This window comes from Brachyspira hampsonii, from assembly GCF_002214805.1.
GTDB lineage: Bacteria > Spirochaetota > Brachyspiria > Brachyspirales > Brachyspiraceae > Brachyspira > Brachyspira hampsonii.
Window position 1 is genome coordinate 2,401,974 of record NZ_CP019914.1, and the last position, 19,034, is coordinate 2,421,007.

At 26.5% G+C, this 19,034-nt stretch carries 21 protein-coding genes and 2 pseudogenes; 8 read left to right on the plus strand and 15 right to left on the minus strand.

Annotated features, from left to right (window positions below; translation table 11 throughout):
• Positions 1-129: 129 nt before the first annotated feature.
• From BHAMNSH16_RS10580 to BHAMNSH16_RS10590, 3 genes are all read left to right on the plus strand, one after another.
• A complete protein-coding gene (locus tag BHAMNSH16_RS10580) occupies positions 130-780 on the plus strand; it encodes an amino acid ABC transporter permease (protein ID WP_008727687.1) in 651 nt (216 codons plus the stop codon).
• Positions 764-1,537 carry an amino acid ABC transporter ATP-binding protein gene (locus BHAMNSH16_RS10585; protein ID WP_008727688.1) on the plus strand — a complete coding sequence of 258 codons (774 nt, stop codon included), beginning with the start codon at positions 764-766 and terminating at the stop codon, positions 1,535-1,537. The genes BHAMNSH16_RS10580 and BHAMNSH16_RS10585 overlap by 17 nt, the downstream gene beginning before the upstream one ends.
• Positions 1,538-1,788: 251 nt before the next feature.
• Complete coding sequence (locus BHAMNSH16_RS10590) at positions 1,789-2,622, plus strand: amino acid ABC transporter substrate-binding protein (protein ID WP_008727689.1); 834 nt, start codon at positions 1,789-1,791, stop codon at positions 2,620-2,622.
• A gap of 73 nt (positions 2,623-2,695) precedes the next feature.
• Here the strand turns inward: BHAMNSH16_RS10590 and BHAMNSH16_RS10595 are convergent, their stop codons facing one another.
• The 3 genes from BHAMNSH16_RS10595 to aroE form a co-directional block, all read right to left on the minus strand.
• Positions 2,696-3,529, minus strand: a complete 834-nt coding sequence (locus BHAMNSH16_RS10595) for a leucine-rich repeat domain-containing protein (RefSeq protein ID WP_069732024.1) — start codon at positions 3,527-3,529, stop codon at positions 2,696-2,698.
• Positions 3,530-3,606: 77 nt separating this feature from the next.
• Positions 3,607-4,365, minus strand: a complete 759-nt coding sequence (gene aroD / locus BHAMNSH16_RS10600) for a type I 3-dehydroquinate dehydratase (RefSeq protein WP_069732023.1) — start codon at positions 4,363-4,365, stop codon at positions 3,607-3,609.
• Positions 4,366-4,403: 38 nt separating this feature from the next.
• Complete coding sequence (gene aroE, locus BHAMNSH16_RS10605; protein WP_069732022.1) at positions 4,404-5,255, minus strand: shikimate dehydrogenase; 852 nt, start codon at positions 5,253-5,255, stop codon at positions 4,404-4,406.
• Between the two features lie 195 nt (positions 5,256-5,450).
• Between aroE and BHAMNSH16_RS10610 the strand changes: the two genes are divergently transcribed.
• From BHAMNSH16_RS10610 to BHAMNSH16_RS10625, 4 genes are all read left to right on the plus strand, one after another.
• Positions 5,451-5,834 (plus strand): RidA family protein, encoded by a 384-nt coding sequence (locus BHAMNSH16_RS10610; RefSeq protein ID WP_008729803.1) that lies wholly within the window; start codon positions 5,451-5,453, stop codon positions 5,832-5,834.
• 129 nt (positions 5,835-5,963) lie between these two features.
• Positions 5,964-6,821 carry a DUF368 domain-containing protein gene (locus BHAMNSH16_RS10615; RefSeq protein ID WP_008729805.1) on the plus strand — a complete coding sequence of 286 codons (858 nt, stop codon included), beginning with the start codon at positions 5,964-5,966 and terminating at the stop codon, positions 6,819-6,821.
• A gap of 140 nt (positions 6,822-6,961) precedes the next feature.
• Positions 6,962-7,918, plus strand: a complete 957-nt coding sequence (locus BHAMNSH16_RS10620; protein WP_069732021.1) for a hypothetical protein — start codon at positions 6,962-6,964, stop codon at positions 7,916-7,918.
• Positions 7,919-7,934: 16 nt separating this feature from the next.
• Positions 7,935-8,975 (plus strand): tetratricopeptide repeat protein, encoded by a 1,041-nt coding sequence (locus BHAMNSH16_RS10625; protein ID WP_008727642.1) that lies wholly within the window; start codon positions 7,935-7,937, stop codon positions 8,973-8,975.
• A gap of 77 nt (positions 8,976-9,052) precedes the next feature.
• Here the strand turns inward: BHAMNSH16_RS10625 and BHAMNSH16_RS10630 are convergent, their stop codons facing one another.
• Positions 9,053-9,811 (minus strand): WecB/TagA/CpsF family glycosyltransferase, encoded by a 759-nt coding sequence (locus tag BHAMNSH16_RS10630; protein WP_069732020.1) that lies wholly within the window; start codon positions 9,809-9,811, stop codon positions 9,053-9,055.
• Between the two features lie 28 nt (positions 9,812-9,839).
• Positions 9,840-10,820 carry a 6-phosphofructokinase gene (pfkA, locus tag BHAMNSH16_RS10635; RefSeq protein WP_008730455.1) on the minus strand — a complete coding sequence of 327 codons (981 nt, stop codon included), beginning with the start codon at positions 10,818-10,820 and terminating at the stop codon, positions 9,840-9,842.
• 127 nt (positions 10,821-10,947) lie between these two features.
• Between pfkA and mgtE the strand changes: the two genes are divergently transcribed.
• A complete protein-coding gene (gene mgtE, locus BHAMNSH16_RS10640) occupies positions 10,948-12,312 on the plus strand; it encodes a magnesium transporter (RefSeq protein ID WP_008730456.1) in 1,365 nt (454 codons plus the stop codon).
• 102 nt (positions 12,313-12,414) lie between these two features.
• Here mgtE and BHAMNSH16_RS10645 read toward each other — a convergent pair whose 3' ends face one another.
• The 10 genes and pseudogenes from BHAMNSH16_RS10645 to BHAMNSH16_RS14340 form a co-directional block, all read right to left on the minus strand.
• Positions 12,415-13,800 carry a sodium-dependent transporter gene (locus BHAMNSH16_RS10645; protein ID WP_008730457.1) on the minus strand — a complete coding sequence of 462 codons (1,386 nt, stop codon included), beginning with the start codon at positions 13,798-13,800 and terminating at the stop codon, positions 12,415-12,417.
• 412 nt (positions 13,801-14,212) lie between these two features.
• A complete protein-coding gene (locus tag BHAMNSH16_RS10650; protein ID WP_069732019.1) occupies positions 14,213-14,800 on the minus strand; it encodes a hypothetical protein in 588 nt (195 codons plus the stop codon).
• Complete coding sequence (locus BHAMNSH16_RS10655) at positions 14,797-15,462, minus strand: LOG family protein (RefSeq protein ID WP_008728126.1); 666 nt, start codon at positions 15,460-15,462, stop codon at positions 14,797-14,799. Before BHAMNSH16_RS10655 ends, BHAMNSH16_RS10650 begins: the two co-directional genes overlap by 4 nt.
• A gap of 23 nt (positions 15,463-15,485) precedes the next feature.
• Positions 15,486-15,812: a YbjQ family protein gene (locus BHAMNSH16_RS10660; protein WP_008728127.1), complete on the minus strand. Its 327-nt coding sequence runs from the start codon at positions 15,810-15,812 to the stop codon at positions 15,486-15,488.
• 16 nt (positions 15,813-15,828) lie between these two features.
• The gene (locus BHAMNSH16_RS10665) at positions 15,829-16,155 is read right to left on the minus strand and encodes a YbjQ family protein (protein ID WP_008728128.1); all 327 of its coding nucleotides are present in this window, start codon (positions 16,153-16,155) and stop codon (positions 15,829-15,831) included.
• Positions 16,156-16,346: 191 nt separating this feature from the next.
• Positions 16,347-16,862 carry a hypothetical protein gene (locus BHAMNSH16_RS10670; protein ID WP_088859750.1) on the minus strand — a complete coding sequence of 172 codons (516 nt, stop codon included), beginning with the start codon at positions 16,860-16,862 and terminating at the stop codon, positions 16,347-16,349.
• Positions 16,863-17,110: 248 nt separating this feature from the next.
• Positions 17,111-17,212 (minus strand): annotated as a pseudogene (locus tag BHAMNSH16_RS14805) (ATP-binding protein); the annotation flags it as partial.
• 272 nt (positions 17,213-17,484) lie between these two features.
• Positions 17,485-17,994, minus strand: a complete 510-nt coding sequence (locus BHAMNSH16_RS10675) for a hypothetical protein (protein WP_008730846.1) — start codon at positions 17,992-17,994, stop codon at positions 17,485-17,487.
• A 257-nt stretch (positions 17,995-18,251) separates the two neighbouring features.
• Positions 18,252-18,353: pseudogene (locus BHAMNSH16_RS14810) on the minus strand (ATP-binding protein); the annotation flags it as partial.
• A gap of 272 nt (positions 18,354-18,625) precedes the next feature.
• Positions 18,626-18,793 (minus strand): hypothetical protein, encoded by a 168-nt coding sequence (locus BHAMNSH16_RS14340; RefSeq protein ID WP_164071392.1) that lies wholly within the window; start codon positions 18,791-18,793, stop codon positions 18,626-18,628.
• Positions 18,794-19,034: the final 241 nt, after the last annotated feature.

Sequence of the window (19,034 nt, forward strand, 5' to 3'; positions counted from 1 at the left end):
AATAAATAAATGTTTTAATATTTAAATAATAAAATATATATTCTGAATTATCTTTTATTATTGATATTTTTACAAATAGTATTATAATGGTATTTCAATTAACTTTTATATTATTTATTGGCTTTATTTATGGATTATGTAATATCTACTACTTTGTACCTATTAAAAGGAACATATACTACTTTATGTCTTTACTTTGTAACTGCTATAATTTCTCTTCCCTTATCTATGCTTTTTGCCGCATTGCAGTTTAGTGCTCCAAAGTTTGTAAGATATATTTTTGATATATATGCTTGGATATTTAGAGGCACTCCTTTAATACTGCAGCTTATATTCTTTTATTACGGACTTCCTCTTATGACCAATAATATGATAGCTTTTCCAGCTTTTACATCAGCTGCGGTAACTTTTATACTTAATTATTCCGCCTATCTTATGGAGATATTCAGAGCTGGTATTGAAAGTATAGAGAAAGGTCAGTATGAGGCTGGTTTTGCACTTAATTTAAGCTACAGACAGATTATGACTAGAATAATACTTCCGCAGGCTGTGAGAAGAGTTCTACCTCCGCTTTCTAATGAGGCTATTAACTTGATAAAAGATACTGCTTTGGTTATAGTATTGGGTATAGGCGATTTAATGCTTCATGCAAGACAGATACTTACAAGAGATTATAAATTGCTCCCATTTTTTATAGCAGCTATTATATATTTGATTTTTACTTCTATTTTGGTTCTTGTATTCAGACAATTGGAGAAGAAATATGTCATCAGAAACTAATTTGAAAGTTGTAAATATAAAAAAACATTATAAAGACACTCCAGCTATAAACGGAGTATCATTTACAGTTAATAAAGGTGATATACTTTCTATTATAGGACCTTCAGGAGCCGGAAAGAGTTCGCTATTAAGAAATATTATACAGATAGAAGAACCTGATTACGGAGAGGTTTATATAGATAATGAAGTTTTATTTTGTAAGAGGGAAGGTGAGAAGGCATTAAATATTACGCATGCGGATTTTATGAAGCGTAAGGAAAAAATAGGTATGATATTTCAGCATTTTAATTTATTTCCTCATAAAACGGCATTAGAAAATATAATAGAAGCTCCTATTGTGGTAAAGAAGCAGAATAAAGATGAAGCAATTGAAGAGGCGTTAAAACTTTTAGACAGTGTAGGGCTTAAACATAAAAAAGACAGTTATCCGAATGAATTATCAGGCGGACAAAAACAGAGAGTTGCTATTGCGAGAGCTTTGGCTATGAAACCGGAGATACTTCTTTGCGATGAGCCTACATCAGCCTTAGATCCGGAGCTTATAGGTGAAGTTTTATCGGTATTAAAAGAGCTTGCTAAAGAGAAAATGACTATGATTGTTGTAAGCCATGAAATAAGTTTTGTAAGAGAACTCTCTACAAATATTGCTTTTATGGACGGCGGAAAAATTATTGCTATGGATACTTCTTCCAATTTCTTTAATAATCAGAGTAATGATAGGATTAAAGAGTTTTTGAATAAAATATTTCATAAATGATTATTTATAAAATAAGGCTGAATAAACTGTTATTATATCTAATTTCTATATTGACATTTTTGTAAATATTATTATAGTATGTACTAATAAAAAGTGTGTTAGGGAGTTTCTATTATGAATAGTCTTTTTTTGAATTGTTTCTTTAATAATTCTTTTTTATGTCAACTTCATGTTACATTCAAACATTAATAAAAAATCTAATAAAATTAATTTATCATATTATAAAAATCATAAAATTTAGGAGAAAAACTATGAAGCGTATATCAAGTATTTTATTATTTATTATTTTTGCCTTTATTGTAAGCTGCGGCGGCGGTGATAAAGCTGCTTCTGATAATACAGCAGAAAATACTGCAGCATCAGAAGATAATTCATTACAAAAAGTAAAGGATGCCGGAAAATTAGTGTTGGGCTTGGATGACACTTTTGCTCCAATGGGATTCAGAGATGAAAATGGAGAAGTAGTAGGTTTTGATATAGACTTAGCTAAAGAAGTTGCTTCAAGACTTGGAGTAGAATTGGAAATAAAGCCTATAGAATGGTCTAGTTCTATATTGAGTCTTAATAAAGGCGATGTAGATGTACTTTGGAATGGAGTTACTATTAATGAAGCTAGAAAACAGCAGATTAATTTTTCTAAACCTTATCTTAATAACAGACTTGTTATAGTAAAAGCTATTGATGACAACACTATTAATTCTAAAGATGATTTGTCAGGAAAAGTATTAGGTGTTCAGGTTGGAAGCAATGATGAAGCATTAACAGCTGATCCTGCAAGTAAATATGCTAAAGAAATACGAAGATATGATGTTAATGTAAATGCATTTTTGGATTTGCAGGCTAAAAGAATAGATGCTGTTGTTATAGATGAAGTTGCAGCTCAGTATTATATATCTGAGAAAAAAGCTCCATTTGTAGTTGTTGATAACAGTCCTTTGACAGAAGAATTATATGGTGTAGGATTTAGAAAAAGTGATGAAAAACTTTTGGCAGAGGTAGACAGAATATTAGATGAGATGAGAGCTGATGGTAAAGCTACTGAAATATCTCAGAAATGGTTTGCTAAAGATATATTTTTAAAATAACTGTAAAATTTATACATTAAAAAGTGCATATTATTATATCTGTTATAATAGTATGCACTTTTTTAATAGTTTATTATTGATAATTATTTGCTAAATATAAATGTTCAATATTTTTTAATCTATGTATATTATTTTTTATATATGAAAAATCCCCCTCTATATATAGTTTTTTTAAGTTTGCTAGAGAATAAAAATTTTCTGCTGCTTTAATTGTATGTTTGCTGCTGAAATAAAACTCCTCAAGATTTTCTAATTTTCCTATATATTCGTTAATATCCTCCAAATTATTATTTTTTAAAGACAGAATTTTTAATTTGGAAAGTTTTTCTATGTTTTTAGGTATTTTGTTTATATTATTATTATTTAAACAAAGTTTTTCTAAATTTTTTAATTTAGCAATATCATTAGGGATATTTTCTATATTATTATTAGATAAATCCAATCTTTCTAATTTTACTAAGCTAAAAATTTCTTTTGGTATTTCATTTAAATAATATCCAGAAACATTAATAGCTTTTAATTGTTTTAAATTGTATATCTCTTTAGGAAAAGATTTAAACATGTTATTAGATATATCTATTTCTTCAATATTCTGAAGTAAAGATATTTTTTTTGGTAATTTTGTTAATTTATTGAAGCTGGCATCAATATATTTTAAATTTACTAATTCAGATATACTTTCAGGTATTTCTTCTATTAGGTTATTGCATATATCCAAAGTTTCAAGATTTGTTAATATATTGATTTCTTTTGGAATATAATTTAATTTTAAAGAGCTTAAATCTAACTTTTTAATATTCAATAATTTTTTTCTGCTGTAATTAATATATTTATTTATATTATTCTTTTTTAAAAAATCATATATACTATTTAATTTATCTTCTATTTTTTTGTCTATATTTTCCATTTGTTATTCTCCTATTATTTTTTATATTATAATAATAGGAGATAACTGCGACAGATTTTGTCATTAAAAAAATAAAATTAAATTTTTTCGTAAACTGTATCTAATATATATTTTAATTTCATAGATTCTATTTGTCCCGGGGCAGATGAGCGTTTTGCGGATGCAAAAGTGAGTACAGAGCCGAATATTCTGCTTATAATTCCAATATTTCCCATAGAGATAGCTATTATAGGGAAATTTTTTATATCGCTTGATGCATCCAACAATGTAATAACATCTTTTTTATTTTTAGGCATATAAGCAACTTTTGCTATATCGCATTTTAATTTTATCATTTTATTGATTCTTGATATTATTTCTTTTTTTGAAGGTGTTTTATTAAAGTCATGATTTGATATTATAGTTTTTATGTTATTTGAAGAAGCTGATTTGATTAATTTTTTTATATCATTTTCTTTTAAATTTAATAATTCTAAATCTATCAATTCAAAGCATTTATTTTTTATTATATTATCATATAAATTTATAATGCTTTCATATTTGTCATATTTAATATTTCCTCCTTCTTTATTGCTCCTTAAAGTAAATAGTATAGGTTTGCTGCTTGATTTTTTTATTTCTTTTGCAAATGAGATTATATCATCAAAATCATTATTATATTCAGATATATCATCTATGAAAAAATCAGCCCTCCATTCTATAATATCAACAGGAAGTTTGCTTATTTCTTTTATATATTTAGTGATATCCTTTCCATTTTTTTCAACTACAGGTATGCATATTTTTGGAATACCGTCTCCCAATTTAACATTTTTTATTTTTACTATATTCTCCATTTCCGCATCCTCACTCGTATTTAGATTAATTGTAATATTTATTTAAATATAATATTTTTAATATATTCTACAGGCATTTTCTTATTAGTCCAAAGCTCAAAAGCTAAAGCACCTTGATATAATAACATACCCATTCCATTTATTATTTTGCATCCTTCTTTTTCTGCTATTTTTAATAATTTAGTTTTCGCAGGATGGTATATGCAGTCGCTTACTACTAAATCATTTCTGAAGAAAGATGAATCTTCTATAAGAGAAACATCTTCTTTCATACCGACACTTGTGGCATTTATTAATACATAACTATTTTCTATCTTTGATTTTAATATATTTTTATCTTCTAAAGAATACAGGCTTATAGAACAGTTAGTTTTACCGGCAATATTATCTATAATCTTTTTCTGCTCATTCCAATTCGTATCTCTTTTAAATACATATATTTCTTTAACTCCATATAATGCTGCCTGAGATATTATAGCAATAGAAGCTCCTCCTGTTCCCAATATAGTAATATTTTTATTTTTTATAAATACTTGTTCTTCTTCTAAGGATTTTATAAATCCTTCACCGTCCGTACTGTATCCTGTGAGTATTCCGTTATTATTTACTATAGTATTTACACTTTGTGAAAGTTCTGCAGCTTCTGATATATTGTCTAAATATTTTATTACTTCTTTTTTATTAGGCATAGATAAATTAACGCCTCTCATATTAAGCATTCTTATAGAAGTTACAGCATCTTTTAAATTGTTTTTATCAACCTCAAAAGCTAAATATATATAATTAAGATTAAGTTTATTAAATCCTTCATTATGCATAATAGGTGATATGCTATGCTTTGAAGGTGATGCGAATAGTCCTGTTAGTATAGTTTCAGCATTTACTTGCATATTTAAAGCCTTATTATTTTTATAAGTATTATCATAGATAATAATATAATTTTTATTATTGTCAAATACTAATAATTATATAAATAAAAAAAAATAGTATATAAGTTACTTGATATTTTATAAAAAAATAATTATAATTAACATAATAAAAAAGATGAAAAAAATTAAAAAATACATATAAAGGAGAATCGATACATGGATAAAAAAATCATTAAAACACACAAAGCACCTCAAGCAATAGGTCCTTATTCTCAAGCAGTAAAAAGCGGAAATTTTATTTTTGCATCAGGTCAAATACCTTTGGACCCTGTAAGCGGCAATATGGCCGAAAATGATATAAAAAAACAAACTGAAAGAGTTATGGAAAATATTAAAGGTCTTTTAGAATCAGAAAATTTAACTATGGCTAATATTATTAAAACTACTTGTTTCTTAACAGATATGGGGAATTTTGCAGCTTTTAATGAAGTATATGCAACTTATTTCCCAGAAAATCCTCCTGCAAGAAGCACTGTTGCTATAAAAGCTTTGCCTAAAGATGCTTTGGTAGAAGTTGAGATAATTGCTGTTATAAACTGATTATTATTAATAATAGCCATGAGTATGCATATATTCATGGTTATTTTTTTATAACTTTTATTTTATATATTTATTCAAACATTTTACTTATCTTATTATAAATAAATAATAAATCTTAAAGAGGAAATCATGAGAAACTATATATCATATTTTATTAAAGGAATGGCTATAGGTATTGCCAATGCCATACCGGGCGTATCGGGAGGTACTATTGCTTTTGTATTAGGAATATATGAAAAATTAACTTATGCTATATCAATTTTACCTAATGCATTAATAAAATTAAAATGGGAAGAAATAAAAGAAAGCTTAAAAGTTTTGATTCCTGTTGTATTAGGGGCTGGTATTTCTATAGTATTATTTTTAAAACTTATAAATTATACATTTACTTATTATCCTATACCGACTAGAATATTTTTTGTAGGACTTATATTAGGTTCTTTTCCATTTATAACAAAAACAGTGGAAGAATTTAATTTTAAAGTCTTTATAGCATTTTTTATAGGTGCTTTTATTATGGCGGTGTTTGTATATTTCGATATAAATAAGCCTGTAGGTGAAACCACTTATGCTGGAAATTTTTCACTAATTTATGGTATTAAATTGTTTTTATGCGGTATAGCTGCTGCTGTTGCTATGGTTATACCCGGAATATCAGGCTCTTTGCTTTTACTTATATTAGGAGAATATGAAAATATATCATATTTTATATCCTCATTTGTAGATACTTTTAATTTCAGCCTCTTAATTCCTTTAATATTTTTAGGTTTAGGTGTTGTTATAGGAATATTCGGCATATCAAAACTTGTAACTATACTTCTTCAGAAATATAAATCTACTTTATTCGGATTTGTTCTTGGTATTATAATAGTATCATTTTTAAGTTTATGGCCTAATATTACATCTATGAGTCTTCCTATGCTCACTTCCACAGTTATTTCTATGTGTGTCGGTTTCTTGGTTGCTATAGGTATGGAAAAAATATAATTAATAAAATATCATTATAAGCCGGAAAGTTAATTTTCCGGATTTTTTATTTTAACTCATAATTTTATCATTCATAAGCTTTGATTAAATTTTATATATTTCATTTCCGAAAATTGAAACAGCATTTATAGGATAATTATATGAATAAAAATAGAAATAAAAAAAATGGTATTTATTTATTATTTGGGTTTATAAGCATAATATTCTTTTATATATCAATAAATGTTTTATATACACAAACTTCTGCTTATTATGATGAAACTTTAATAAATAATTTACCTAATGCTGAAAGATTTGTATCTAATCTAAAGATTTCTGCTTCAGATACTAATAGTAATATAGTATTGATAGAGTGGGAAGGAATAACAGATAATAATTTAATATATTATGTTTATAGAAGCAAAAACCCTATAATAGGTAAGTCTTCTTTTTCTGATTCTACAGTAGTTGATTATGTAAAAGCAACTAATGATTCAAGAACATATATTGTATCAGATAGCCCTATAATAACTTCTACATACTATTATGCTGTAGTTTCATATATAAATGATTCAGTTTTCTATAATGCTGAAGAAAATATTGATACATTAACTTTGTCATTTAATGGAATAACAACAAATAATGTTTTAAATAACAATTTAAAATACAATACAAATATTAATAATAATATTATTACCAATACTGTGACTGTTACTAACAATGTTATATTTACAAATAATATTTTATTAACGAATACAGTTACTTTTACAAATACTGTTACATTGACAAATAATATTACTAATTCTGTACCATCATCATCATCTAGCAGAAGTATTAATAATTCTGCTCAAAATGAGTACAGCAGGTATAAAACAGAATATGACAGAGCATTAGCACAGTTTAAATTAAAAAATTATTTACAGGCAGCTTCTATATTGGAGCCTGTATCTAGCAGAAATATAAATAGAAATTTATATTATGATATTAATCTTCTTCTTGGCAAATGTTATAAGTATTTGGGCAGAAAGAAAAATTCATTAGATGTTTTTAATCGTATAAAATCTTATAACAGTCAGGAAGTTAATTTTTGGATAAATCAGGTTTTAAGCGATTTATAATTGGAGTATATGATTTATGAAAACTTATGCAGCAGTTTTGGCATCTGTTATAACTATAGTAGCAATATTAGGCGGAGTATTCATTACCAAAGTATCAGCATTATCGTCTCCTGAAAGATATTTTCAAAAGGGAAAAAGAAGCTATGAGATAGAAAATTATCAGGAGGCTATTAATAATTTAAATGAATATTTATCCATAGATAGTAAATCAAGACCGATAAATAATATAGCAGAATCATATTTTATGGTGGCAGATTCTTTAAAAAGATTAAAAAAATATTCTTTGGCAAAAGAAAGACTTGCTAATATAATAAATAATCCGGACTTTGTTCAATACTCTACAAATGCAGTTTTAGCTTATGCCGATATAGCAAGATTAGAAAATAATGCAGATCCATATATAATGTCAAAACTGCAGGAAAATTTAAAAGTAGGCGATTCAAATTTAGCATCAAAAATAAATGTACAATATGGTTATCAATTATTCCTTCAAAAGAAATACGGTGAGGCATTAAGCTATTTCCTAAGAAATGATGGAGAATTGGCAGTACTTGGAAGGGCAAGAGTTTATTTCAATATGAATGAATATGACAGAGCATTTGAAACTTATGAGGATTTTCTTAAATATAATAAAACAAGTATATATTATGATGAAGTTGTAAGAACATATTTGATACAGGTACCTGCTATGGCTCATAAAACTTTTGTTGAAACTAATTATATAAAATCAAGAATGTATTATACAAAAATAGCAGAATTATTCCCTAGAACTGAATATGCAGAAGAAGCTTTATTTAGAATAGCTCAGTCATACTATAATGAAAAGAATTATAACAGAGCATTAGAGTATTATAATAGAGTAAGACTTAATAATGTATATACTTTAGATGCTGAGGCTTTACTTTATATAGGCTTATCATATTTCAAAGTAGGAAGATACTCTGATTCTTATAAGGTTTTGGATACTTTTATATCAGAATATCCGGCTAATCCTAATGTTTCAAGGGCAAGAGAATATATGCAGGCTTTGCAGGAAACTTTGCTTGCTATTAATTAGAAATGCAATTTTGCTATTTTTACGAATTTATAAAGTATTATAAAATCATATATTATAGATATAATTATTTGCATAGATTAGTTGTTTGAAACGGTATTTTTTTTATCTTTTTTAGTTGTAAGTTTTTCAAAGAAAACTAATATCCAAAATCTTATATAATCAATATATAAGAATACTCTAAATACATTTTTTTTGGCGTAGAATGATTCATATTTATTTTTATTTAATATTTCCATACTAGGAGGTTTTATTTTTCCGGCAAAACTATCCAATGGTCTTTTGAATGGAATAAAAAATTTCATATCTAAATTTTGTTTATTATTATTAAACCAATATAAAGATTTCTTGAATTCCATATACATTAAAAATACATCAGGTTCTATCTTTTTAAAACCGATAAATGCTTTATCCAATTCTTCTTTATCTTTAGTATTTTGATAATTACCAAGCATATAAATACCCGGATAAATCTTTTTAATTTTTTCAGATATAGTAAAGAAGTATTTTTCTTCATCTCCGAATAAAAACATAGACATCTTTTTTTGTTCTATATAATCTAGTACTTTTGAAAATAAAATGAATTCATTAATATAATTTATTTCTTCTTTATGAATAAATTTATAAGCTTTGGCTATAGAAGGATGTGCAGCAATCACTAAAGAAGAATTATTTATAATCTCTTTTAATTTTTTATTATATCTTATTTTTAGTAATTTATGCACATCCAGAGATATTATGAGTATATTTTTTCCATATTTAAGGTAGTCAAGTATTTCTTCAAGACTAACTTGGAAACTGTCGATTCTTATTCCTAAAATGGATTTATTCTGTATCATAATAAATTATAGCCTTTATTTGTTATTATTATATAGCAAGGGTTCTGCATAATGCCAAGTCTATAGGATCTATTTTAGGAACTTTTTTTACAGCATCAGTTAAAGGAGTGTAAGTATATTCACCTTTCCAAATTCCTACAGCAACATTTTTCTTTCCTTCCAATAAAGCTTTAACAGCAATATAACCAAATCTTGCCGCCATCAAACGCTCTCTTGAAGTAGGTGAACCACCTCTTTGCATGTGTCCTAATATAGTAACGCGTGTATCGAAACCTGTTTTACCCTCAATTTGTTTAGCTACTTCCATAGCTCCGCCTGATTCATCGCCTTCTGCTACTACAATAATAGAAGATTTTTTACCTCTTTTTTTGGCAATTTGTAATTCTTCTACTATTTTGTCCATATCAGTTGTAGTTTCAGGTATTAAAATATCCTCAGCTCCTGAAGCTATTCCAACCTCTAATGCAATATATCCTGCATGTCTTCCCATAACTTCTACGACAAAGCATCTTCCATGGCTTGTAGCAGTATCTCTTAATTTATCAATAGCGTCCATTGCTACATTAACAGCCGTATCATAACCTATAGTATAATCAGTACCAAAAATATCATTGTCAATAGTACCCGGTATTGCTACTATAGGAAAATCAGGGTGATGATTATAAAAATCCAAAGCCCCTTTATAAGTTCCGTCTCCGCCTATTACTATTAAGGCGTCCATACCATGATATCTCATATTATCAGCGGCTTTTTTCATACCGTCTTCTGTTTGAAATTCAGGTGATCTTGCAGAAAATAATATAGTTCCTCCATGATTAATGATGCCTCCAACACTTCCAGCTGTCATTGGGTATACATCATTATACATAAGTCCTTGATAGCCCTCTTTAATTCCCATTACTTCCAAACCATTGGCTATTGCTGTTCTTACAACACTTCTTATAGCAGGATTCATTCCAGAGGCATCTCCTCCGCTTGTTAATACACCAATTTTTTTTATATCAGACATATTACAATAACTCCTTTATTTTTTCATAATATTCAAGTATATATTGGATTTTTTTTATTATATTATATAATGTTATATATTATATAATAATAATAAAAGAATTGATATACAAAATATAAAAAAAATTATGACAGAAAACAAAGAATATACAGAAATTATTAATATTATAGAAAATCAGAGATGGGATAAACTTAAATATTTGCTTTCTAATATGCATGCTGCTGAAGTAGTGGATATTATACGTATACTTGATAATGATAAAAATAGAAGTATGGTTTTTAGACTTTTATCAAGAGAAAATGCAGCATATGTATTTTCTGAGCTTGATACAGAAGAACAGGAAAAAATCATAGTTTCTATGAGTGATAATGAGCTTAAAGAACTTATGCATGATATGAGTCCTGATGACAGAACCTCACTTTTTGAGGAACTTCCAGCAGACATTACAAAAAAGATATTTTCTTTAATGGGGGAAAAAGACCTTAATGTTACAAGGCAGTTATTAGGATATCCTGAAGACAGTATAGGACGTATAATGACGCCTGAATATATAGATGTTCTGCCGGATTATACTGTTAAACAGACTTTAGAATATATTAGAAAATACGGTAAAGATTCTGAAACTTTTGAAGTTATATATGTTGTTCAAAAAGATGATACTTTAATAGGATATATTTTATTAAAAGATTTATTATTTGCTTCTCAGAACGAAAAAATAGAAGATCTTATGCATACAGATATAATATATTTGTCGGTATATTCGGATCAGGAAGAGGCTGTTAGGGTAGGGAGAAAATATGATTTACTCTATATACCTGTTGTAGATTCTAAAAATGCTTTGATAGGTATTGTTACTATAGATGATATATTTGATATAGCAGAAGAAGAGGATACAGAGGATTTTCATAAATTAGGTGCTATTAGTATAGATGATGATTTTGACAGTAATATAAAACAGGCTAATCCTATTGTACTTTATAAAAGAAGAATATTTTGGCTTTTTGTTTTAGTATTTGTTAATATTGTATCAGGATATGTTATAGGAATGTTTGAAGAGACTATAAGCAGGTATGTTTCTTTGATATTTTTCTTACCACTACTTATAGACAGTGCAGGAAATGCAGGTGCTCAGTCATCAACTCTCATAATAAGGAGTTTATCTGTAGGAGATGTTAAGAAAAGCGATTGGCTTTTTATGCTTGGAAAAGAGATACTTGTTTCCACTACTCTTGGACTTACTATGAGCGTAGCTGTATCATTAATTGCTGTTTTCAGGGGAGGTTTAATTATAGCATTAGTTGTATCACTTTCTATGATATTAGTTGTTATTATAGGAAGTTTGATAGGTTTATGCCTGCCGTTTTTATTTGTTAAGTTTAAGAAGGATCCTACTACCAGCAGCGTACCTCTTGTTACTTCTATATGTGATATTAGCGGTACTGCTATATATTTATTGCTTGCCACTACTATACTTGCTAACTTTTCTAAATAGTTTAGTTTAAAAACTGCAGATATTTTTATAAATAACAATAAAGCATACATCTCATTAATTGTTTATAAAATCCATAAAATATATGCATAATAATCTAAACAATTATTTCAAAAAAAATCTATTTACATATTCATATAAAAATATTGCCAATACTATAAAAGGAAGTATATAACTAATATAGAATCTTAATCTTCGAGGAAATTTTATACCTTCTCCTGTATTAGCTTCTTTTATGAAGTTATCGAATCCCCATCCGAAATCTCTTGTACAGAAGAATAGAGTTACCAAAGCACCTAAAGGAAGTATATTATTTGATACTATAAAGTCAAGTAAGTCCATTATAACAGTGCCTTCTCCCAACGGCTTTATATTAGATAATACATTAAATCCTAAAGTTGTAGGCAAACTAAGTATGAATAATATTATAAATAGTATAATAGAAGTTTTTTTTCTTGTAAGTTTGAATTTATCCATGATAAATGAATATATATTTTCTAATACTCCTATTATAGTAGTAAGTGCTGCCATTGCTAAAAATAAGAAAAATAACGCTCCCCATAATCTTCCTAATGGCATAGAATTAAATATATTTGGCAATGTTACGAATGCAAGTCCGGCACCTTCTCCCGGATTTACACCGAAAGCAAAGCAGGCTGGAAATACTACAAGTCCGGCAAACAAAGCTACCATAGTATCCAATGCTATTATTATTAATGCTTCTCCTGTAAGAGATTGTTTTTTATCTATATAGCTTCCGAATATAGCCATTCCTCCCTGACCTACACTCAAAGAAAAGAATGCCTGACCTATAGCTGCATAAAATATTCCTATAAATCCTGTAAGTCCGTTTCCAAATAATTTATTTAAATCCGGTACTAAATAAAATTTTAATCCTTCTACCGCACCTTTTAAAGTTAATGCTCTGATTATAAGAAGTATTAAAAGAGCAAATAATGAAATCATCATAAATTTACTTGCTCTTTCTACTCCTTTCTCTAGTCCGAAAGAGCATATTATTATACCAATTAATAAACTTATACCCATCCATAATGTTAATGTAGAAGAGCTTCCCAAAACACCGTTAAAGAAATTTCCAACTTCATTTGCATTGAGTCCTTCAAATTGTCCTGAAAGCATAAAGTAAAAATAAGATAAACACCAGCCGCATATAGTTGTATAAAACAGCATAAGAATAACATTACCCAATATTTGTATATAACCTATTTTATGCCAATTATGACCTTTCTTCTCAAGTTTTTCAAATGATGTAGCTATATCATGTCCGCCGGCTCTTCCTACAGCGAATTCCATTACCATAGGAGCTACACCTAATATAATTATTGATATAATATACAATATTACAAAAGCACCGCCTCCATATTGTCCTGTTATATATGGAAATCTCCAAACATTACCCATTCCAACCGCACAGCCGGCAGATACTAATATAAATCCGAATCTGCTGCCTAGTTTTTCTCTTTTTTGCATCTGCATATACTCCAAATGATTATAACAATCTTTTTAAATTATACTATATATTATAAATTATTAAAACTTATAATAATAAAATTTTATTTACATACCCCGCCCTTTAGATTTTATAGCTAAATTTGTATTTATAATTTAAATTATGTTTATTACTCCATTAGAAATTTCAGCACTCTCCCAAGTTGGTATTAGTTTAAAAATTTATTTAACGCACGGTTAGTTTAGCTATAAATATAATTTAAATTGTATTATTAATTTATCTTTATTTTTTATTTTGCTTATCGTGCGTTGAACAGGTATTCATTTCTATAAAAAACTAGGGTGGGGGATATAGTTTCTGTATAGGCTTTAAAAAAGTAAAAGTTAAAATTTTATATAAAATCAATAAAGAAAAAAGGGTGGGGAGTTAGTGTTATTTTGATGAATATATTTTTTTTATTTTAATCTCATCATAAAAAGAAATTCTATATGAATAATGCTTCATAACATTGTCTAAAGTATCTAAATCTGGTTTTATATACAATGATACGCTTGCAAGCTCAGATGACCACCATATTATATACTCTTCAAAAGGTTTTTTATAAAATGAATAATGTTTTACATCCGTTTTTGTTATTTGCCCATATTTGAAAGTAAGCTCTTCTTTTATATTGTTAATATCAGCCATAGTTACAGGATTATAAAAGGAAGGGTTATTATAAATATCACCTATATGATTGCATATTTCTATTCTGTAAAGCTCATTATTGTAGAAATATAGATAATATGCTAATTTTTCTGTGTCATTTTTATATATATTAAGAATAGTATTATTTTTTAATTCAAATGATTCAAAAAAATCAGCATATAAGTTTACATTATAATTAGTAATTTTATTATCAACTTCTTCAATGCTCATTCCAAATTTTAAATCTTTATAACCATTTAAGTCAAAAAGCTCCGGTAATTGGGCGAATACTATATTTATATTGATTAATAAAATTACTATTATATATTTCATTTTTGTTTATTCTGATAAAAAGAATTAATTATATCTAAAGTTTCCTGAGGAGTTTCAGCATATTTTATTAAGTTCAAATCCTCAAGATCTATATAATTTTCTCCTATCATATATTTTTTTATCCATTCTATTAAATCAGTGTAATAACTATAATTCATAACTATAAGAGGCATTCTATCAAGAACTCTTGTCTGTATTAGAGTGAGAGTTTCAAACATCTCGTCCATAGTACCAAAACCGCCGGGAAATATTATAACAGCTTTTGCATATTTTAAGAACATTACTTTTCTAGCAAAGAAGTATCTAAATTTTAATTCTTCTTTAACATAAGGATTAGTTTTCTGTTCAAAAGGCAATTCTATACATAAACCTATAGAACCTGCATTGGAATCGAAAGCTCCCCTGTTTCCAGCTTCCATTATTCCTGGACCGCCTCCTGTTATTATATCGTATTTATTTTCACCTAGTAATTTAGCAGTTTCATAAGCTAATTTATAATGGGGGTGATCTTCTGAAGTTCTTGCACTTCCAAATATAGAAACAGCATTTTTATAGTAGGACATAGTTTCAAATCCTTCTACAAATTCTCCCATTATTCTAAATATACGCCAAGATTCATTAGGCATATCAGAATTCTGTAATTCGTAAGTCTCTCTTTTCATGAAAAAATTCCCGCCTTTTATTATTATTTTATTATTACAGCAGTACCATAAGCAATAACTTCTGTAGTTCCTTCCATTACAGATGAAGATGAATAATGTATTCCTATTATAGCATTAGCACCTAATTTTTTAGCTTCTTCTATCATTCTTTTAGTTGCTGCTTCTCTAGCTTCATTAATCATCTCAGTGTAGCCTTCAACTTCACCGCCTACAATATTTTTAAGACCTGCAAGCAAATCTTTTCCTATATGTTTAGCCTGAGCTATATTTCCTTTAACCAAACCTAATAATTCATAATTATATCCGTTGGGTAAATAATCAGCTGTAAATAATTTTATATCGTTATCCATTTTTACTCCTCATAAATTATTTCAATACAATAGCAGTACCATAAGCAACAACTTCTACAGTTCCAGGAAGTACAGAAGATGAAGAAAAATTAATTCCTATTATAGCATTAGCACCTAATTTTTTAGCTTCTTCTATCATTCTTTTAGTTGCTATTTCTCTAGCTTCATTAAGCATTTCAGTGTAACTTTCAACTTCACCGCCTACAATATTTTTAAGTCCTGCAAGTAAATCTTTTCCAACATGTTTAGCTAAAGATACATTACCTTTAACTAATCCTAACATTTCATAATTATAATTGCTAGGTAAGTAATTAACAGTAAACATTTTGATATCAGCACTCATTTTTGATCTCCATTTATATTGTAAAATATTATGTGAATTTGTCGGAAAAGCTGTAAACATTATTAATGATTTTTTATTATAATGATTTAGCTATAATTAGGAAGTTTTGAAATTAATGGCATAAAAAAGAGTTACTGCAGTATAAACTACAATAACCCTTTATATGTTTTATTATTCATTAATTAATATTCTTATTTCATTATACCCCATTCTTTCCATAATTGAACAGTGTAATTTTCTTCTTTCTGAGAAGATGAATTAAATAAAGACTCATTATTAATATTTATAGAAGCTCTTCCGTCTCCATAACCCCATTCGTGATCTTTCCAGAATGTAAAAGGACTAAAAATAAATTCTTGTAATTTTTGCTCATCTGATAAGATATTAACAAATAATTGCGGATTTTTATCAATAAAATTAAATAGCTCAGGGTTATTTTCAAGAACTGTGAATAATTCAGGATTGTTTTTTAAATTATTAAACAGTGCATCATCTTTAGAAGCAAATAATTGGGCATTATTTTCTAAGAAATAAGCACGTATAGCTTCCTCATATTTAATTATATCCTCCAGGGCTCTTACTATATCCTCCAGATCCTTACCACTATAATACTCTTTTTCATTTGGTGTATCATATGAAGTCTGAGCATAACAGAATAATGAGAATAATAAAACAAATAGAAACAAGAAAATTATAAATTTTTTCATTCTTTTTCTCCTTATAATGAATAATTATATTTATAATATATATTTTATTAATAATAAATAAAAAGTCAATATATATTTATTAATAAATATATATAATACCAAACCAAATGATAATATGTTTGTAAAAATACAAATTGTACTTAATGAAAAAAATAAATTTAGTAATTTTTATTCATATTATAAAATATTTATATGCTCTCATATATATTTTTTTACATCTTTTATATTTTGTAAGTCCATATAATTTATTAATTGGCTAACTGTACTTTTTTAATTAAGCCTGTGGAAAGTTCAGGAATATAAATAACATCATTAACCAAATCTATATCAGCAGTACCTTTTAAGTTTCCTTATTTTCTTTAACTAATTCTAATATTTCATAATTATAATTTGCTTTAAGTAATTAACTGTGAACATATTGATATAAGCACTCATTATTACTTTAGTTTATATAATAAATATTATGTTAATCTATTAAAAAGCGTAAACATTATTAATGATTTTTTTATTATAATTATTTAGCTATATTAGAAAGTTTTGAAATTAATGGCATAAAAAAGAGTTACTGCAGTATAAACTGCAATAACCCTTTATATGTTTTATTATTCATCAATTAATATTCTTATTTCATTATACCCCATTCTTTCCATAATTGAACAGTGTAATTTTCTTCTTTCTGAGAAGATGAATTAAATAAAGACTCATTATTAATATTTATAGAAGCTCTTCCGTCTCCATAACCCCATTCGTGATCTTTCCAGAATGTAAAAGGACTAAAAATAAATTCTTGTAATTTTTGCTCATCTGATAAGATATTAACAAATAATTGCGGATTTTTATCAATAAAATTAAATAGCTCAGGGTTATTTTCAAGAACTGTGAATAATTCAGGATTGTTTTTTAAATTATTAAACAGTGCATCATCTTTAGAAGCAAATAATTGGGCATTATTTTCTAAGAAATAAGCACGTCTACCTTGCTTATATTGATTTAGAATCTCCTTTATGGCTTCTACTATATCTTTAACACTAGCATACTCTTTTTCATTTGGTGTATTATATGAAGCCTGACCATAACAGAATAATGAGAATAATAAAACAAATAGAAACAAGAAAATTATAAATTTTTTCATTCTTTTTCTCCTTATAATGAATAATTATATTTATAATATATATTTTATTAATAATAAATAAAAAGTCAATATATATTTATTAACAAATATATATAATATAAAACCAAATGATAATATTGCTGTAAAAAATAAATGTAAAAGTAGAAATTTGTTTTAATTAAAAAAAATTACTAATTTTTATTCATATTATAAAATACTTATATGCTCTCATATATATTTTTTTACATCTTTTATATTTTGTAAGTCCATATAATTTATTAATTGGCTAACTGTACTTTTTTAATTAAGCCTGTGGAAAGTTCAGGAATATAAATAACATCATTAACCAAATCTATATCAGCAGCACCTTTTAAGTTTCCTTATTTTCTTTAACTAATTCTAATATTTCATAATTATAATTTGCTTTAAGTAATTAACTGTGAACATATTGATATAAGCACTCATTATTACTTTAGTTTATATAATAAATATTATGTTAATTTGTTAAAAAGCGTAAACATTATTAATGATTTTTTTATTATAATTATTTAGCTATATTAGAAAGTTTTGAAATTAATGGCATAAAAAAGAGTTACTGCAGTATAAACTGCAATAACCCTTTATATGTTTTATTATTCATTAATTAATATTCTTATTTCATTATGCCCCATTCTTTCCATAATTGAACAGTTTGATTTTCTTCTTCCTGAGAATAAGAAGGCCACCAAGGTGGTTTTTTATGTACTACATGAATACGGGCATAAGATATTGATGAAAATAATAAAATGAATAAAAATAAAAAACTTATAAACTTTTTCATTATAGTTTCCTCCTTTTAATGAATAAGTCTAAATATATTTTATAAATAATAAATAAAAAAATCAATATTTTTTTATTATTAGTCAATAAATATTTATTTAGTTTGTACTATACAATTTCTTAAATACAAGATATAAAAACAAATTAATAAATATAAAGTTAAATATTTTTTAATGGAACTATATTCATTAAAAAACTAAATTAATATTTATGTTTTTGCAGGCATCATTTTATTTTTTATA

What these genes read in the sequence shown, in the direction of transcription:
- BHAMNSH16_RS10625 (WP_008727642.1), top strand. Translation starts at nt 7,935, where the DNA reads ATGAAAACTTATGCAGCAGTTTTGGCATCTGTTATAACTATAGTAGCA.
- BHAMNSH16_RS10655 (WP_008728126.1), bottom strand. Translation starts at nt 15,462, where the DNA reads ATGAAAAGAGAGACTTACGAATTACAGAATTCTGATATGCCTAATGAA.
- BHAMNSH16_RS10620 (WP_069732021.1), top strand. Translation starts at nt 6,962, where the DNA reads ATGAATAAAAATAGAAATAAAAAAAATGGTATTTATTTATTATTTGGG.
- BHAMNSH16_RS10670 (WP_088859750.1), bottom strand. Translation starts at nt 16,862, where the DNA reads ATGAAAAAATTTATAATTTTCTTGTTTCTATTTGTTTTATTATTCTCA.
- BHAMNSH16_RS10590 (WP_008727689.1), top strand. Translation starts at nt 1,789, where the DNA reads ATGAAGCGTATATCAAGTATTTTATTATTTATTATTTTTGCCTTTATT.
- BHAMNSH16_RS10580 (WP_008727687.1), top strand. Translation starts at nt 130, where the DNA reads ATGGATTATGTAATATCTACTACTTTGTACCTATTAAAAGGAACATAT.
- BHAMNSH16_RS10610 (WP_008729803.1), top strand. Translation starts at nt 5,451, where the DNA reads ATGGATAAAAAAATCATTAAAACACACAAAGCACCTCAAGCAATAGGT.
- BHAMNSH16_RS10630 (WP_069732020.1), bottom strand. Translation starts at nt 9,811, where the DNA reads ATGATACAGAATAAATCCATTTTAGGAATAAGAATCGACAGTTTCCAA.
- BHAMNSH16_RS10675 (WP_008730846.1), bottom strand. Translation starts at nt 17,994, where the DNA reads ATGAAAAAATTTATAATTTTCTTGTTTCTATTTGTTTTATTATTCTCA.
- BHAMNSH16_RS10595 (WP_069732024.1), bottom strand. Translation starts at nt 3,529, where the DNA reads ATGGAAAATATAGACAAAAAAATAGAAGATAAATTAAATAGTATATAT.
- mgtE (WP_008730456.1), top strand. Translation starts at nt 10,948, where the DNA reads ATGACAGAAAACAAAGAATATACAGAAATTATTAATATTATAGAAAAT.
- BHAMNSH16_RS10660 (WP_008728127.1), bottom strand. Translation starts at nt 15,812, where the DNA reads ATGGATAACGATATAAAATTATTTACAGCTGATTATTTACCCAACGGA.
- BHAMNSH16_RS10650 (WP_069732019.1), bottom strand. Translation starts at nt 14,800, where the DNA reads ATGAAATATATAATAGTAATTTTATTAATCAATATAAATATAGTATTC.
- BHAMNSH16_RS10645 (WP_008730457.1), bottom strand. Translation starts at nt 13,800, where the DNA reads ATGCAAAAAAGAGAAAAACTAGGCAGCAGATTCGGATTTATATTAGTA.
- BHAMNSH16_RS14340 (WP_164071392.1), bottom strand. Translation starts at nt 18,793, where the DNA reads ATGAAAAAGTTTATAAGTTTTTTATTTTTATTCATTTTATTATTTTCA.
- aroD (WP_069732023.1), bottom strand. Translation starts at nt 4,365, where the DNA reads ATGGAGAATATAGTAAAAATAAAAAATGTTAAATTGGGAGACGGTATT.
- BHAMNSH16_RS10615 (WP_008729805.1), top strand. Translation starts at nt 5,964, where the DNA reads ATGAGAAACTATATATCATATTTTATTAAAGGAATGGCTATAGGTATT.
- BHAMNSH16_RS10665 (WP_008728128.1), bottom strand. Translation starts at nt 16,155, where the DNA reads ATGAGTGCTGATATCAAAATGTTTACTGTTAATTACTTACCTAGCAAT.
- aroE (WP_069732022.1), bottom strand. Translation starts at nt 5,255, where the DNA reads ATGCAAGTAAATGCTGAAACTATACTAACAGGACTATTCGCATCACCT.
- BHAMNSH16_RS10585 (WP_008727688.1), top strand. Translation starts at nt 764, where the DNA reads ATGTCATCAGAAACTAATTTGAAAGTTGTAAATATAAAAAAACATTAT.
- pfkA (WP_008730455.1), bottom strand. Translation starts at nt 10,820, where the DNA reads ATGTCTGATATAAAAAAAATTGGTGTATTAACAAGCGGAGGAGATGCC.